Below are 16,372 nucleotides of genomic sequence, written 5' to 3'. Positions count from 1 at the left end.
TCTTAATTAGAAACCCTTTTTTCTTTTGTCTTGTAAAAGTATTTCTTCACTGTAAGGAATGCTTATTACACATATAATACGCATGATTTGAGGGGTGAATCAGTTGATAGGTCAACTAGTTCAGTATGGACGACACCGCCAGCGCAGAAGCTATGCTCGCATTAGCGAAGTGTTAGAATTACCAAATCTCATTGAAATTCAAACCTCTTCTTATCAGTGGTTTCTTGATGAGGGTCTTAGAGAGATGTTTCAAGACATATCGCCAATTGAGGATTTCACTGGTAACCTCTCTCTTGAGTTCATTGACTACAGTTTAGGAGATCCTAAGTATCCTGTAGAAGAATCAAAAGAACGTGATGTGACTTACTCAGCTCCGCTAAGAGTGAAGGTTCGTTTAATTAACAAAGAAACTGGAGAGGTAAAAGACCAGGATGTCTTCATGGGTGATTTCCCTATTATGACAGATACAGGTACTTTTATCATCAACGGTGCAGAACGTGTTATCGTATCTCAGCTTGTTCGGTCTCCAAGTGTATATTTCAGTGGTAAAGTAGACAAAAACGGTAAAAAAGGTTTTACCGCTACTGTCATTCCAAACCGTGGCGCATGGTTAGAATACGAAACTGATGCGAAAGATGTTGTGTATGTCCGCATTGATCGCACACGTAAGTTGCCGGTTACGGTTCTTTTGCGTGCTCTCGGCTTCGGTTCCGATCAAGAGATTCTCGATCTCATTGGCGAGAACGAATATCTCCGCAACACGCTTGATAAAGACAACACTGAAAACAGTGATAAAGCGCTTCTTGAAATCTATGAGCGCCTCCGTCCGGGAGAGCCTCCTACTGTAGAAAACGCAAAAAGCTTACTGGATTCCCGTTTCTTTGATCCGAAGCGTTACGATCTTGCGAATGTAGGACGCTATAAAATTAACAAAAAGCTTCATATCAAGAACCGTCTGTTTAACCAGCGGCTTGCAGAAACGCTGGTGGATCCTGAAACCGGTGAAATTCTCGCTGAAAAAGGGCAGATTCTTGACAGAAGAACGCTAGATAAAGTCCTGCCATACTTAGAAAATGGAATAGGCTTCAGAAAGCTTTATCCTAACGGCGGCGTAGTCGAGGATGAAGTGATGCTTCAGTCCATTAAAATCTTTGCTCCTACTGATCAAGAAGGAGAGCAGACGATCAATGTGATCGGCAATGCTTATATTGAAGAGGCGATTAAGAATATTACGCCTGCTGATATTATTTCTTCTATCAGCTACTTCTTCAACCTTCTGCACGGAGTAGGCGACACAGATGATATCGACCATCTCGGAAACCGCCGTCTGCGTTCTGTAGGCGAGCTCTTACAAAACCAATTCCGTATCGGTTTAAGCCGGATGGAACGTGTCGTTCGTGAAAGAATGTCCATTCAAGACACGAATACAATCACGCCGCAGCAGCTGATTAACATCAGACCTGTTATCGCGTCCATTAAAGAGTTTTTCGGAAGCTCACAGCTTTCTCAATTCATGGACCAGACGAACCCGCTTGCTGAGTTAACTCATAAGCGCCGTCTGTCAGCTCTAGGACCGGGCGGATTGACTCGTGAACGTGCCGGAATGGAAGTGCGTGACGTACACTACTCTCACTACGGCCGTATGTGTCCGATTGAAACGCCTGAGGGCCCGAACATCGGTTTGATTAACTCATTGTCATCATTTGCGAAAGTAAACCGCTTTGGTTTCATTGAGACGCCATACCGCCGTGTCGACCCTGAAACAGGTAAAGTAACGCCTAGAATTGATTACTTGACTGCCGACGAAGAAGATAACTATGTCGTAGCTCAAGCAAACGCAAAATTGAGCGATGACGGTTCATTCATTGATGACAGCATTGTTGCCCGTTTCAGAGGGGAGAACACCGTTGTTCCCCGCAACCGCGTGGATTACATGGACGTATCTCCTAAACAGGTTGTATCTGCTGCGACAGCATGTATTCCTTTCTTGGAAAACGATGACTCAAACCGCGCACTCATGGGAGCGAACATGCAGCGTCAGGCTGTGCCATTGATGCAGCCGGAAGCGCCGATTGTCGGAACGGGTATGGAATACGTATCCGGTAAAGACTCTGGGGCAGCTGTTATTTGTAAACACCCTGGTATCGTTGAACGTGTAGAAGCGAAAAACGTATGGGTGCGCCGCTACGAAGAAATTGACGGCCAGAAAGTAAAAGGCAACCTGGATAAATACAGCCTGCTGAAATTTGTCCGCTCCAACCAAGGTACGTGCTACAACCAGCGTCCGATCGTAAGTGTCGGCGATGAAGTAGTCAAAGGAGAAATCCTTGCTGACGGTCCTTCTATGGAGCTTGGGGAGCTTGCTCTCGGCCGCAACGTAATGGTCGGCTTTATGACATGGGATGGCTACAACTATGAGGATGCCATCATCATGAGTGAACGTCTTGTGAAAGATGATGTGTATACATCCATTCACATTGAAGAATATGAATCAGAAGCACGTGATACAAAGCTTGGACCTGAAGAAATCACACGCGATATTCCAAACGTCGGAGAAGACGCGCTTCGCAACCTTGATGACCGCGGAATTATCCGTATCGGTGCGGAAGTCAATGACGGAGATCTTCTCGTCGGTAAAGTAACGCCTAAGGGTGTAACTGAGCTTACTGCGGAAGAACGCCTTCTTCATGCGATCTTTGGAGAAAAAGCCCGCGAGGTTCGTGATACTTCTCTGCGTGTGCCTCACGGCGGCGGCGGAATTATCCACGACGTAAAAGTCTTTAACCGTGAAGACGGAGACGAACTTCCTCCTGGTGTGAACCAGCTTGTACGCGTATATATCGTTCAGAAACGTAAAATTTCTGAAGGAGATAAAATGGCCGGACGTCACGGAAACAAAGGGGTTATCTCTAAGATTCTTCCTGAAGAAGATATGCCTTACCTTCCTGACGGCACGCCGATCGATATCATGCTTAACCCGCTGGGCGTACCTTCACGTATGAACATCGGGCAGGTATTAGAGCTTCACATGGGTATGGCTGCCCGTTACCTCGGCATTCACATCGCGTCACCTGTATTTGACGGCGCGCGTGAAGAAGATGTATGGGAAACGCTTGAAGAAGCAGGCATGTCAAGAGACGCTAAGACAGTCCTTTATGACGGCCGTACGGGAGAACCGTTCGACAACCGTGTATCTGTCGGAATCATGTACATGATCAAACTTGCTCACATGGTTGATGATAAACTTCATGCCCGTTCTACAGGACCTTACTCACTTGTTACGCAGCAGCCTCTCGGAGGTAAAGCTCAATTCGGAGGACAGCGTTTTGGTGAGATGGAGGTTTGGGCGCTTGAAGCTTACGGCGCGGCTTACACGCTTCAAGAAATCCTGACCGTGAAGTCCGATGACGTGGTTGGACGTGTGAAAACATACGAAGCCATCGTGAAAGGCGATAATGTTCCAGAACCTGGTGTTCCGGAATCATTCAAAGTATTAATCAAAGAGCTTCAAAGCTTAGGTATGGATGTGAAAATCCTGTCAGGTGATGAAGAAGAGATAGAAATGAGAGATCTAGAAGACGAGGAAGATGGCAAACAAGCTGACGGTCTTGCATTATCAGGTGATGAAGTGCCGGAAGAAGCAGCATCTCCCGACGTTGAACGTGATGTAGTAACAAAAGAATAGTCTCTGATTGATAAAGCAAGTGACATCGGTTAATCCGAAGATAAAAAGGGAGGTAGGCCCCTTGCTGGATGTGAACAATTTTGAGTATATGAACATCGGTCTTGCTTCACCGGATAAAATCCGTTCATGGTCTTTTGGTGAAGTGAAAAAGCCTGAAACGATAAACTATCGTACGTTAAAACCTGAAAAGGACGGCCTGTTCTGCGAACGCATTTTCGGACCGACAAAGGACTGGGAATGTCATTGCGGCAAGTACAAGCGAGTTCGTTATAAAGGCGTAGTTTGTGACCGTTGCGGAGTTGAAGTAACGCGGGCTAAAGTCCGTCGTGAGAGAATGGGGCATATTGAACTGGCTGCCCCGGTTTCTCACATTTGGTATTTCAAAGGTATTCCGAGCCGTATGGGCCTCGTATTGGATATGTCACCGCGTGCGTTAGAAGAAGTTATTTACTTTGCTTCTTACGTCGTAACCGATCCGGCTAATACACCGCTTGAAAAGAAACAGCTTTTATCTGAGAAGGAATACCGTGCGTATCTTGATAAATACGGCAGCAAATTCCAAGCCTCTATGGGTGCGGAAGCCATTAATAAACTTCTTCAAGACATCGACCTTGTCAAAGAAGTTGATATGTTAAAAGAAGAGCTGAAAACATCTCAAGGACAGCGGCGCACACGTGCGATCAAACGCCTTGAAGTATTGGAAGCCTTCCGTAATTCAGGAAACAAGCCGTCTTGGATGATCCTTGATGTGCTTCCGGTTATTCCTCCTGAGTTAAGACCGATGGTTCAGCTTGACGGCGGACGTTTCGCAACGTCTGACCTGAACGACCTTTACCGTCGTGTTATCAACCGTAACAATCGTTTAAAACGTCTGTTGGATCTCGGCGCGCCGAGCATCATCGTTCAGAACGAAAAACGTATGCTTCAGGAAGCTGTCGATGCTCTGATTGACAACGGACGCCGCGGCCGTCCTGTAACAGGTCCGGGTAACCGTCCGTTAAAATCTCTTTCTCACATGCTGAAAGGGAAACAAGGACGCTTCCGTCAGAACCTTCTCGGTAAACGTGTAGACTACTCCGGACGTTCTGTTATCGTAGTAGGACCGCATTTGAAAATGTACCAGTGCGGATTACCGAAGGAAATGGCGCTTGAGCTCTTCAAGCCTTTCGTCATGAAAGAGCTTGTTGAAAAAGGCCTTGCACACAACATTAAGAGCGCGAAACGCAAAATCGAGCGCGTACAGCCTGAAGTGTGGGATGTACTTGAATCTGTCATTAGGGAGCATCCGGTCTTATTGAACCGTGCCCCTACGCTTCACAGATTAGGTATTCAGGCTTTCGAACCGACGCTTGTAGAAGGACGTGCAATTCGTCTTCACCCGCTTGTATGTACAGCATATAACGCTGACTTTGACGGTGACCAAATGGCGGTTCACGTACCTTTATCAGCAGAGGCCCAAGCTGAGGCGCGCATTCTGATGCTTGCAGCGCAAAACATCTTGAACCCTAAAGATGGTAAACCGGTTGTAACGCCGTCTCAGGATATGGTATTAGGAAACTACTACCTGACGCTTGAGCGTGCCGGAGCAGTCGGTGAAGGCATGGTATTCAAAAATACAGACGAAGCGCTTCTTGCTTATCAAAACGGATATGTCCACCTTCATACGAGAGTTGCCGTTGCGGCGAACTCCCTGAAGAATGTGACGTTTACTGATGAGCAGCGTTCTAAACTGTTAATTACGACAGTCGGTAAACTGGTTTTCAATGAAATTCTTCCTGAGTCATTCCCTTACATGAATGAACCTACGAAGAGCAACATTGAAGAGAAAACACCTGACCGTTTCTTCTTAGATAAAGGTGCGGACGTTAAAGCTGTGATTGCAGAACAGCCAATCAATGCACCGTTTAAAAAAGGTATTCTGGGTAAAATTATCGCGGAAATCTTTAAACGATTCCATATCACGGAAACGTCTAAAATGCTTGACCGCATGAAAAACCTCGGTTTCAGATATTCAACGAAAGCCGGTATTACAGTAGGGGTTTCTGATATCGTCGTTCTCGATGATAAACAAGAAATCCTTGAAGAAGCACAAAGCAAAGTTGACAATGTCATGAAACAGTTCAGACGCGGTTTAATCACCGAAGAAGAACGCTACGAGAGAGTCATCTCAATTTGGAGTTCAGCCAAAGACGTCATCCAAGGCAAACTGATGAAATCATTAGACGAAGTCAACCCGATCTACATGATGAGTGACTCAGGAGCCCGTGGTAACGCATCTAACTTTACGCAGCTTGCGGGTATGCGCGGTCTGATGGCCAACCCGGCTGGACGAATCATTGAGTTGCCAATCAAATCAAGTTTCCGTGAAGGTCTGACAGTATTGGAGTACTTTATCTCCACTCACGGTGCGCGTAAAGGTCTTGCCGATACCGCCCTGAAAACAGCTGACTCAGGTTACCTTACACGCCGTCTTGTTGATGTTGCGCAAGATGTTATCATTCGTGAAACAGATTGCGGAACTGACCGCGGTATTCTTGCTAAACCGCTCAGAGAAGGCACGGAAATCATTGAGCGCCTGGAAGAGCGTCTAATCGGCCGTTTTTCCAGAAAACAGATCAAACATCCTGAAACGGGTGCTGTGCTTATTAACGAAAATGAATTGATCGATGAGGATAAGGCGCTTGAAATCGTTGAAGCCGGCATTGAAGAAGTGTGGATTCGTTCTGCCTTCACATGTAATACGCCGCATGGTGTATGTAAACGATGCTACGGCCGAAATCTTGCGACCGGAACTGATGTTGAAGTCGGAGAAGCAGTCGGTATTATCGCTGCCCAATCAATCGGTGAGCCTGGTACACAGTTAACGATGCGTACTTTCCATACAGGCGGGGTTGCCGGAGACGATATTACACAAGGTCTTCCGCGTATTCAAGAGCTTTTCGAAGCGCGTAATCCGAAAGGTCAAGCGACGATTTCTGAAATTGACGGTACAATTGCCGAAATCAACGAAGTCCGCGACAAACAGCAGGAAATCGTTGTTCAAGGCGCTGTTGAAACACGTTCATACACGGCACCTTACAACTCGCGCTTAAAAGTAGCGGAAGGAGATCAGATTACTCGCGGTCAAGTACTGACTGAAGGTTCTATCGATCCGAAAGAGCTTCTTAAAGTCACTGATCTGACAACGGTTCAAGAGTATCTTCTTCATGAAGTTCAAAAAGTTTACCGTATGCAGGGTGTTGAAATCGGCGATAAACACGTTGAAGTAATGGTTCGCCAAATGCTTCGCAAAGTCCGTGTGATCGATGCCGGAGACACTGATGTGCTTCCTGGTACATTGCTTGACATTCACCAATTCACAGAAGCGAACAAAAAAGTGCTGCTTGAAGGCAATCGACCTGCTACGGGCCGTCCTGTTCTTCTCGGTATCACAAAAGCTTCTCTTGAGACAGATTCATTCTTGTCTGCCGCATCATTCCAAGAAACAACCCGTGTTCTTACAGACGCTGCAATTAAAGGCAAGCGCGATGAACTTCTCGGCCTGAAAGAAAATGTTATTATCGGTAAACTGGTTCCGGCCGGTACCGGTATGATGAATTATAGAAAAGTAAAACCTGTTTCTAACGTTCAGCCGTCTGAAGATATGGTTCCGGTTGAATAATTGAAACTGCTGCAGGAAAAGCTGTTTCGACAGCTTTTCCGCAGTCTTGTTATGATTCTGGTGACGGACTGCACTAAAAAATGTCATACGATGTTGACATCCGTCTCGCAGAGTGATAATATAACCAAGGTGCTCGAAATAAAACCTGTTACTTTGGAGGATGTGTTTATGTCTTATGATAAAGTATCACAGGCCAAATCAATTATTATTGGTACGAAGCAAACAGTGAAAGCTCTAAAACGAGGTTCAGTAAAGGAAGTCGTCGTGGCAAAAGACGCGGACTCAGTTCTTACGGCAGGCGTTATTCAGCTTGCGAAGAGCCAAAATGTCGCTGTCTGTATGGTCGAATCCATGAAAAAGCTCGGCAAAGCCTGCGGAATTGAAGTGGGAGCAGCAGCTGTTGCCATTATGTTATAGCGTACTTTTTTGTTTTTACGTAAGAAATTATTCTTGTGTAAAGACATTGTTTTTTGCCTAATGATGAACCACCTGGGTATGTGGGTTATAAAACGTAATGAAGGGAGGAACACAATATGCCTACAATTAATCAGCTAATTCGCAAGGGACGCGTGAGCAAAGTTGAAAACTCTAAGTCACCTGCACTAAACAAAGGATACAACAGCTTTAAAAAAGAGCACACTAACGTATCTTCTCCACAAAAACGCGGGGTATGTACTCGTGTCGGTACAATGACACCGAAAAAACCGAACTCAGCACTTCGTAAATATGCTCGTGTTCGTTTAACTAACGGAATCGAGGTTACTGCCTACATTCCTGGTATCGGTCACAACCTGCAAGAGCACAGCGTTGTACTTATCCGCGGCGGACGTGTAAAAGACTTACCGGGGGTACGCTACCACATCGTTCGTGGTGCGCTTGATACTGCCGGAGTAGAAAACCGTGCGCAAGGCCGTTCTAAATACGGAACAAAACGCCCTAAAGCAAAGTAATAAAATAATAAATCATTAAAATAAATGAAGGGAGGATATACAGATGCCACGTAAAGGTCCTGTAGCAAAAAGAGACGTTTTGCCTGATCCGTTATACAACTCTAAGCTTGTATCCCGTCTTATCAACAAAATGATGATCGACGGTAAAAAAGGTAAGTCTCAAACAATCCTATACAAGTCATTCGATATCATTAAAGAACGCACTGGCAATGATGCAATGGAGGTTTTCGAACAAGCATTGAAAAACATCATGCCTGTACTTGAAGTTAAAGCACGCCGTGTAGGTGGAGCTAACTACCAAGTGCCTGTAGAAGTTCGTCCAGAACGCCGTACAACTCTTGGTCTTCGCTGGTTGGTTAACTATGCGCGTCTTCGCGGAGAGAAAACAATGGAAGAGCGCCTGGCTAACGAAATTCTTGATGCAGCTAACAACACTGGTGCTGCCGTTAAGAAACGTGAAGACACTCACAAGATGGCAGAAGCGAACAAAGCGTTTGCTCACTACCGCTGGTAGGATTCTTATATTTAAAAAACACAATTTCCTAATAAGGAAGGAGAAATTACCCAATGGCAAGAGAGTTCTCCTTAGAAAAAACTCGTAATATCGGGATCATGGCTCACATCGATGCCGGTAAAACGACAACTACAGAACGGATCTTGTTCTACACAGGCCGTATCCACAAAATTGGCGAAACTCACGAAGGAGCTTCGCAAATGGACTGGATGGAGCAGGAACAAGAGCGCGGTATCACGATCACTTCCGCAGCTACAACTGCACAGTGGAAAGGTTACCGTGTAAACATCATCGATACACCGGGACACGTAGACTTCACAGTTGAAGTTGAACGTTCACTTCGTGTACTTGATGGTGCGGTTGCCGTGCTTGATGCACAATCAGGCGTTGAGCCTCAAACAGAAACAGTATGGCGCCAAGCTACAACTTACGGAGTACCGCGTGTTGTATTTGTCAACAAAATGGACAAAATCGGCGCAGACTTCCTTTACTCTGTAGGAACTTTAAGAGACCGTCTTCAAGCTAACGCTCATGCAATCCAATTGCCGATCGGTGCTGAAGACAACTTCGAAGGTATCATCGACTTAGTAGAAAACGTTGCGTATTTCTATGAAGATGACCTCGGAACTCGTTCTGATGCGAAAGAAATCCCTGAAGAGTACAAAGAGCAAGCTGAAGAGCTGCGCAACAGCCTGATTGAAGCTGTAGCTGAGCTTGATGAAGAGCTTATGGAAAAGTACCTCGAAGGTGAAGAAATTTCTATTCCTGAACTGAAAGCTGCTATCCGTAAAGGTACACTGAATGTTGAATTCTACCCTGTACTTGTCGGTTCTGCTTTCAAAAACAAAGGTGTTCAGCTTGTACTTGATGCAGTTCTTGACTACCTTCCTGCACCGACTGACGTTGCTGCAATCAAAGGTGTACGTCCTGACACTGATGAAGAAATTGTTCGCCATTCTTCTGATGAAGAGCCGTTCTCGGCGCTTGCATTTAAAGTTATGACTGACCCATATGTCGGTAAGCTGACATTCTTCCGCGTATACTCCGGAACACTTGATTCCGGTTCATATGTTAAAAACTCTACTAAAGGCAAGCGTGAGCGCGTAGGACGTATCCTTCAAATGCACGCTAACAGCCGTGAAGAGATTTCTACTGTATACGCAGGAGACATCGCAGCTGCTGTAGGTCTAAAAGATACTTCTACTGGAGATACTCTATGTGATGAAAAGGATCTTGTAATCCTTGAATCAATGGAATTCCCAGAGCCTGTTATCGACGTAGCGATTGAGCCTAAATCAAAAGCTGACCAAGATAAAATGGGTATCGCTTTAGCAAAACTTGCTGAAGAAGATCCTACATTCCGTACTCAAACAAACCCTGAAACGGGTCAAACAATCATCTCTGGTATGGGTGAGCTTCACCTTGATATCATTGTTGATCGTATGAAGCGTGAATTCAAAGTTGAAGCTAACGTTGGTGCTCCTCAAGTTGCGTACCGTGAGACATTCCGTACCGGTGCAAAAGTTGAAGGTAAATTCGTACGTCAGTCAGGCGGACGCGGTCAGTTCGGTCACGTATGGATCGAATTCGAACCGAACGAAGAAGGCGCTGGCTTTGAATTCGAAAACGCAATTGTCGGTGGTGTTGTTCCTCGTGAATACATCCCAGCCGTACAAGCAGGTCTTGAAGACTCTCTTGAAAATGGTGTCCTAGCCGGATTCCCGCTAATCGACATCAAGGCGAAACTTTTTGATGGATCTTACCATGATGTTGACTCAAACGAAATGGCGTTTAAAGTCGCTGCTTCTATGGCATTGAAAAATGCAGTCAGCAAATGTAACCCTGTTCTTCTTGAACCAATCATGAAAGTTGAAGTGGTTATTCCTGAAGAATACATGGGAGACATCATGGGTGATGTTACATCTCGTCGCGGACGCGTAGAAGGTATGGAAGCTCGCGGTAACGCACAAGTGGTGCGTGCGATGGTTCCTCTTGCTGAAATGTTCGGTTACGCTACTGCCCTTCGTTCTAACACGCAAGGCCGCGGTACGTTCACTATGTACATGGATCACTACGAAGAAGTGCCGAAGAGCATCTCTGAAGAAATTATCAAAAAAAATAAAGGCGAATAATTGATTTTGCCACTTAACTCAAGTATAACTACTATTGTAAGATGAGGAAGTGAAAGCTTGCTTTCACTTTCTATCACTCTATACATCACTAATTAAAAGCTCTTAAGGAGGATTTTAGAATGGCTAAAGAAAAATTCGACCGTTCCAAATCACATGCCAATATCGGTACAATTGGACACGTTGACCATGGTAAAACAACATTAACTGCTGCTATCTCAACAGTACTTCATAAGAAATCTGGTAAAGGTACAGCTATGGCGTACGATCAAATTGATGGTGCTCCAGAAGAACGTGAGCGCGGTATCACAATCTCTACTGCACACGTTGAGTACGAAACTGACACTCGTCACTATGCACACGTAGACTGCCCAGGACACGCTGACTATGTTAAAAACATGATCACTGGTGCTGCGCAAATGGACGGAGCTATCCTTGTAGTATCTGCTGCTGATGGCCCAATGCCGCAAACTCGTGAGCACATCCTTCTTTCTAAAAACGTTGGTGTACCTTACATCGTTGTATTCCTTAACAAATGCGACATGGTAGACGACGAAGAGCTTCTTGAACTTGTTGAAATGGAAGTTCGCGATCTTCTTAGCGAATATGACTTCCCTGGTGATGATGTACCAGTTGTTAAAGGTTCTGCTCTTAAAGCTCTTGAAGGAGATGCTGAGTACGAAGAAAAAATTCTTGAACTTATGGCTGCAGTTGACGAGTACATCCCAACTCCAGAACGCGACACTGAAAAACCATTCATGATGCCAGTTGAGGACGTATTCTCAATCACTGGTCGTGGTACAGTTGCTACTGGCCGTGTAGAACGCGGACAAGTTAAAGTCGGTGACGAAGTTGAAATCATCGGTCTTCAAGAAGAAAACAGCAAAACAACTGTTACAGGTGTTGAAATGTTCCGTAAGCTTCTTGACTACGCTGAAGCTGGTGACAACATCGGTGCCCTTCTTCGCGGTGTAGCTCGTGAAGATATCCAACGTGGACAAGTACTTGCTAAACCAGGTACAATCACTCCACACAGCAAATTCAAAGCTGAAGTTTACGTTCTTTCTAAAGAAGAGGGTGGACGTCATACTCCATTCTTCTCTAACTACCGTCCTCAGTTCTACTTCCGTACAACTGACGTAACTGGTATCATCCATCTTCCAGAAGGCGTAGAAATGGTTATGCCTGGAGATAACACTGAAATGAACGTTGAACTTATCTCAACTATCGCTATCGAAGAAGGAACTCGTTTCTCTATTCGTGAAGGCGGACGTACTGTTGGTTCAGGCGTTGTTTCTACAATCACTGAATAATCGACTCGTTCATTAATACGGGGTCCCATATGGGGCCTCGTTTTTTGTTTCTTGGATAAATCATTGTATAATGGAAGGTATACAAATTTTAGGAGCAAAGCCATGAGTGATAATTATCGCACGAACGATTGTATTTCACTTTTACAACAATTGAAAATAAACGATAGCGAACAAACAATCATGATCAACGGCCATAACAAGAAGAATCCGCTGCTTTTGTTTCTGCATGGCGGGCCGGGAACCCCGCAAATCGGTTACGCAAGGAGATACCAGAAAGAGCTGGAAAAGCATTTCACTGTAGTGAACTGGGATCAGAGAGGGGCGGGGCTTTCATATTCAAGAGAAATACCCGGCTCAACCATGACCATGGCACAAATGAATGCCGACGCCATTGAACTGACAGAACGTCTCTGCAAACATTTCGGTAAACAGAAAGTATATGTCGCCGGATATTCGTGGGGCTCAGTCCTGGCGCTTAACATCTTAGAACTGAGGCCTGATCTGTATCACGCGTATATTGGCATCAGCCAGGTGGTAAATATTCTAAAAGAAGAAATGGAAGCTTACCGGCTGCTTACAAAATGGAGCCGCGAAAACAAATATCGAATGCTGGGCAAGCTGCTTCGGTTTATCGGCCCTCCTCCTTGGAAGGGACAGCTGAAGCAGGCATTATTTCTGCTTGCCATTGAAATGAAGGGGGGAGGCTTTACCCATAAACGGTCCGCTGTGTTCAAAGTGGGCAGCCGCATGTTGTTTGGTGAACCATATGGCGTAAGGGGGAGCCTTTTAGCTGCCCGCGGACAAATGTTCAGTCTGAAACATCTGTGGGATGAACTATGCCGGTTTGATGCCGAAGAATCAGTTTCTTCTATTAAAGTACCTTGTTGTTTTATATCAGGGCGGTTTGACCTGACCGTTCCGGGAAGCATATCGCACGATTTCTATAATCAGGTGGAAGCGCCTTATAAAGAATGGTTTTGGTTTGAAAACTCGGCCCACTCTCCTCATTTGGAAGAGCCGGACTTATTTGCCGAGGTTCTCAGCGGCTTCGCAACATTCCATCTCTGACAAGAAAACAGCATATCCTTGATTATTAGCTTTAACATCTGTATAATAATCAAAGTGTGAAAATCACAAGGTTATTCAAATAAACCTTGCAACATACGTCTATTTTCTGTATAATGGTGTATGTTGGTCTTTGACTGCGATGAAGTGAGAGGTTGCTGACACACCCGGCCGCTTTGCCATGGCAAGGTGATCAGGTTTTTCTCACGGAGAACTGTCTAACGTGATGTAGGCGAAAAGGAGGGAAAATAATGGCAAAACAAAAAATTCGTATTCGTTTAAAAGCATATGATCATAGAATCCTTGATCAATCTGCAGAGAAGATTGTTGAAACGGCAAAACGTTCTGGTGCCAGCGTATCTGGTCCGATTCCGTTGCCAACTGAAAAATCAGTTTACACAATCCTTCGTGCGGTGCACAAATACAAAGATTCTCGTGAGCAATTTGAAATGCGTACACATAAACGTTTAATCGACATTGTGAACCCAACACCACAAACTGTTGATGCTCTCATGCGATTAGATTTACCATCTGGTGTCGATATCGAAATCAAACTTTAATTCAAAAATATAGAATGATCTTAATAGGAGGTGTGACGAATGACCAAAGGAATCTTAGGAAGAAAAGTTGGTATGACGCAAGTATTCGCAGAAAACGGTGATCTTATCCCGGTAACTGTTATTGAAGCAGCTCCAAACGTTGTTCTTCAAAAGAAAACAGCTGAAAACGACGGCTACGAAGCCATTCAGCTTGGTTTTGATGATAAGCGCGAAAAGCTTTCAAACAAACCGGAAAAAGGCCACGTTGCAAAAGCGGAAACTGCTCCTAAGCGCTTCGTTAAAGAATTACGCGGAGTGGAAATGGATGCGTATGAAGTTGGTCAGGAAGTCAAGGTTGAAATTTTCTCTGCAGGAGAAATCGTAGATGTAACAGGAGTATCTAAAGGTAAAGGTTTCCAAGGTGCAATCAAGCGCCACGGACAATCTCGCGGACCTATGTCTCACGGTTCACGCTACCACCGTCGCCCTGGTTCAATGGGACCTGTAGATCCTAACCGTGTATTCAAAGGTAAATTATTACCTGGACGCATGGGCGGAGATCAAATCACTGTCCAAAACCTTGAAATCGTAAAAGTAGATGCTGAGCGCAATCTTCTTTTGATTAAAGGTAACGTACCTGGTGCGAGAAAAACTTTAATCACTGTGAAAAGTGCTGTTAAATCTAAATAAGTCTCTTAAGAAAGGAGGAAATTGATCATGCCAAAAGTAGCATTATACAACCAAAACGGTTCTACTGCTGGTGATATCGAATTAAACGCTTCTGTATTTGGAATTGAGCCAAATGAGAGCGTAGTATTCGACGCTATTCTTATGCAAAGAGCTTCCTTACGTCAAGGATCTCACAAAGTAAAAAATCGTTCTGAAGTACGCGGCGGAGGTCGTAAACCATGGCGTCAAAAAGGTACAGGTCGTGCCCGTCAAGGTTCTATCCGTTCACCGCAATGGCGCGGAGGTGGTGTCGTATTCGGCCCAACACCACGCAGCTATTCTTATAAATTACCTAAAAAAGTTCGCCGCTTGGCAATCAAATCAGTATTGTCTTCTAAAGTGAATGACAACAACATCATTGTTCTTGAAGATCTTACTCTTGATACGGTTAAAACGAAAGAAATGGCAGCTGTTCTTAAAGGATTGTCTGTTGAGAAAAAAGCTTTAATCGTAACTGCGGATGAAAACGAAGCAGTATCTCTTTCTGCTCGTAATATCCCTGGAGTTACTGTTGTTCAAGCTAACGGAATCAACGTGTTAGACGTTGTCAACCACGAGAAGCTTCTGATTACGAAAGCTGCGGTTGAAAAAGTAGAGGAGGTGCTTGCATAATGAAAGATCCTCGTGATGTTCTTAAGCGCCCCGTCATTACTGAACGTTCTGCTGATTTAATGACTGAAAAAAAATATACTTTTGAAGTTGATGTAAGAGCTAATAAAACAGAAGTGAAAGATGCGGTTGAAAGTATCTTTGGAGTGAAAGTTGACAAAGTCAACATCATGAACTACAAAGGAAAATCAAAACGTGTCGGCCGCTATACTGGTATGACTAGCCGTCGCAGAAAAGCGATCGTAAAACTTACTGCAGACAGCAAAGAAATCGAAATTTTTGAAGCTTAATTATCTGTAAAAAGAAGGAGGGAAATTCAAAATGGCGATTAAAAAGTATAAACCGACCTCTAACGGACGTCGTGGCATGACAACTTCAGATTTTGCTGAAATCACGACTGACCAGCCGGAAAAATCCTTGCTTGCTCCCCTTCACAAAAAAGGCGGACGTAACAACCAAGGTAAATTGACTGTACGTCACCAAGGTGGCGGACATAAACGCCAATACCGTGTTATCGACTTCAAACGCGATAAAGATGGTATACCTGGACGCGTTGCTACAGTTGAATACGATCCAAACCGTTCAGCTAACATCGCTCTAATCAACTATGCAGACGGAGAAAAACGTTACATTCTTGCTCCTAAAGGAATTCAAGTAGGTACTGAAATCATGTCTGGCCCAGAAGCTGACATTAAAGTAGGTAACGCACTTCCGCTTATCAACATCCCTGTTGGTACAGTTGTGCATAACATTGAATTAAAACCTGGTAAAGGCGGACAGCTTGTACGTTCAGCTGGTACATCTGCTCAGGTTCTTGGTAAAGAAGGTAAATACGTTCTTGTACGTCTTAACTCTGGTGAAGTTCGCATGATCCTATCTGCTTGCCGCGCTTCTATCGGTCAAGTAGGTAACGAGCAGCACGAACTTATCAACATTGGTAAAGCAGGACGCTCACGCTGGAAAGGCATCCGCCCTACAGTCCGCGGTTCTGTAATGAACCCTAACGATCACCCGCACGGTGGTGGTGAAGGACGCGCGCCAATCGGACGTAAATCACCAATGTCTCCATGGGGCAAACCGACTCTTGGATTCAAGACGCGTAAGAAAAAGAGCAAATCTGATAAATTTATCGTACGTCGTCGTAAAAATAAATAACGGGGTTGTCTACGGTTCATATC

General features: G+C 44.8%; 13 protein-coding genes. All 13 read left to right on the top strand.

Annotated elements, in window-relative coordinates; all coding sequences use genetic code 11:
• Positions 1-103 precede the first annotated feature (103 nt).
• The 13 genes from rpoB (at position 104) to rplB (ending at position 16,349) form a co-directional block, all read left to right on the top strand.
• Positions 104-3,685: a DNA-directed RNA polymerase subunit beta gene (gene rpoB / locus J7E26_RS17575; RefSeq protein WP_214803889.1), complete on the top strand. Its 3,582-nt coding sequence runs from the start codon at positions 104-106 to the stop codon at positions 3,683-3,685.
• A gap of 61 nt (positions 3,686-3,746) precedes the next feature.
• Positions 3,747-7,346, top strand: a complete 3,600-nt coding sequence (rpoC, locus tag J7E26_RS17570; protein WP_214803891.1) for a DNA-directed RNA polymerase subunit beta' — start codon at positions 3,747-3,749, stop codon at positions 7,344-7,346.
• 168 nt (positions 7,347-7,514) lie between these two features.
• Positions 7,515-7,763 (top strand): 50S ribosomal protein L7ae-like protein, encoded by a 249-nt coding sequence (locus J7E26_RS17565; RefSeq protein WP_214803893.1) that lies wholly within the window; start codon positions 7,515-7,517, stop codon positions 7,761-7,763.
• 116 nt (positions 7,764-7,879) lie between these two features.
• Positions 7,880-8,296: a 30S ribosomal protein S12 gene (gene rpsL, locus J7E26_RS17560; RefSeq protein WP_003156445.1), complete on the top strand. Its 417-nt coding sequence runs from the start codon at positions 7,880-7,882 to the stop codon at positions 8,294-8,296.
• 43 nt (positions 8,297-8,339) lie between these two features.
• Positions 8,340-8,810 (top strand): 30S ribosomal protein S7, encoded by a 471-nt coding sequence (gene rpsG / locus J7E26_RS17555; protein ID WP_003156447.1) that lies wholly within the window; start codon positions 8,340-8,342, stop codon positions 8,808-8,810.
• Between the two features lie 53 nt (positions 8,811-8,863).
• Entirely contained in the window at positions 8,864-10,942 is a 2,079-nt protein-coding gene (gene fusA, locus J7E26_RS17550) for an elongation factor G (RefSeq protein WP_214803895.1), read from the top strand.
• Between the two features lie 119 nt (positions 10,943-11,061).
• Positions 11,062-12,252: an elongation factor Tu gene (gene tuf, locus J7E26_RS17545; protein WP_214803897.1), complete on the top strand. Its 1,191-nt coding sequence runs from the start codon at positions 11,062-11,064 to the stop codon at positions 12,250-12,252.
• A gap of 102 nt (positions 12,253-12,354) precedes the next feature.
• Positions 12,355-13,320 (top strand): alpha/beta fold hydrolase, encoded by a 966-nt coding sequence (locus tag J7E26_RS17540; RefSeq protein WP_214803899.1) that lies wholly within the window; start codon positions 12,355-12,357, stop codon positions 13,318-13,320.
• A gap of 248 nt (positions 13,321-13,568) precedes the next feature.
• The gene (gene rpsJ, locus J7E26_RS17535; RefSeq protein ID WP_003156464.1) at positions 13,569-13,877 is read left to right on the top strand and encodes a 30S ribosomal protein S10; all 309 of its coding nucleotides are present in this window, start codon (positions 13,569-13,571) and stop codon (positions 13,875-13,877) included.
• Positions 13,878-13,916: 39 nt separating this feature from the next.
• Positions 13,917-14,546 carry a 50S ribosomal protein L3 gene (gene rplC / locus J7E26_RS17530; RefSeq protein ID WP_214803902.1) on the top strand — a complete coding sequence of 210 codons (630 nt, stop codon included), beginning with the start codon at positions 13,917-13,919 and terminating at the stop codon, positions 14,544-14,546.
• A gap of 27 nt (positions 14,547-14,573) precedes the next feature.
• The gene (rplD, locus tag J7E26_RS17525; RefSeq protein WP_214803904.1) at positions 14,574-15,197 is read left to right on the top strand and encodes a 50S ribosomal protein L4; all 624 of its coding nucleotides are present in this window, start codon (positions 14,574-14,576) and stop codon (positions 15,195-15,197) included.
• Positions 15,197-15,484 carry a 50S ribosomal protein L23 gene (rplW, locus tag J7E26_RS17520; RefSeq protein WP_003156467.1) on the top strand — a complete coding sequence of 96 codons (288 nt, stop codon included), beginning with the start codon at positions 15,197-15,199 and terminating at the stop codon, positions 15,482-15,484. The genes rplD and rplW overlap by 1 nt, the downstream gene beginning before the upstream one ends.
• Before the next feature lie 31 nt (positions 15,485-15,515).
• On the top strand, positions 15,516-16,349 hold the full coding sequence (gene rplB / locus J7E26_RS17515) for a 50S ribosomal protein L2 (RefSeq protein ID WP_214803906.1): 834 nt from the start codon (positions 15,516-15,518) through the stop codon (positions 16,347-16,349).
• The last annotated feature ends 23 nt before the right edge of the window (positions 16,350-16,372 follow it).

The organism is Bacillus sp. ISL-51, from assembly GCF_018613535.1.
GTDB lineage: Bacteria > Bacillota > Bacilli > Bacillales > Bacillaceae > Bacillus.
This window is presented reverse-complemented; position numbering and strand designations above follow the sequence as displayed.

Coding starts and splice junctions, on each gene's coding strand:
- J7E26_RS17565 (WP_214803893.1), top strand. CDS start 7,515: ATGTCTTATGATAAAGTATCACAGGCCAAATCAATTATTATTGGTACG.
- tuf (WP_214803897.1), top strand. CDS start 11,062: ATGGCTAAAGAAAAATTCGACCGTTCCAAATCACATGCCAATATCGGT.
- rplB (WP_214803906.1), top strand. CDS start 15,516: ATGGCGATTAAAAAGTATAAACCGACCTCTAACGGACGTCGTGGCATG.
- rpsL (WP_003156445.1), top strand. CDS start 7,880: ATGCCTACAATTAATCAGCTAATTCGCAAGGGACGCGTGAGCAAAGTT.
- rplW (WP_003156467.1), top strand. CDS start 15,197: ATGAAAGATCCTCGTGATGTTCTTAAGCGCCCCGTCATTACTGAACGT.
- rpsJ (WP_003156464.1), top strand. CDS start 13,569: ATGGCAAAACAAAAAATTCGTATTCGTTTAAAAGCATATGATCATAGA.
- rplD (WP_214803904.1), top strand. CDS start 14,574: ATGCCAAAAGTAGCATTATACAACCAAAACGGTTCTACTGCTGGTGAT.
- rplC (WP_214803902.1), top strand. CDS start 13,917: ATGACCAAAGGAATCTTAGGAAGAAAAGTTGGTATGACGCAAGTATTC.
- rpsG (WP_003156447.1), top strand. CDS start 8,340: ATGCCACGTAAAGGTCCTGTAGCAAAAAGAGACGTTTTGCCTGATCCG.
- J7E26_RS17540 (WP_214803899.1), top strand. CDS start 12,355: ATGAGTGATAATTATCGCACGAACGATTGTATTTCACTTTTACAACAA.
- fusA (WP_214803895.1), top strand. CDS start 8,864: ATGGCAAGAGAGTTCTCCTTAGAAAAAACTCGTAATATCGGGATCATG.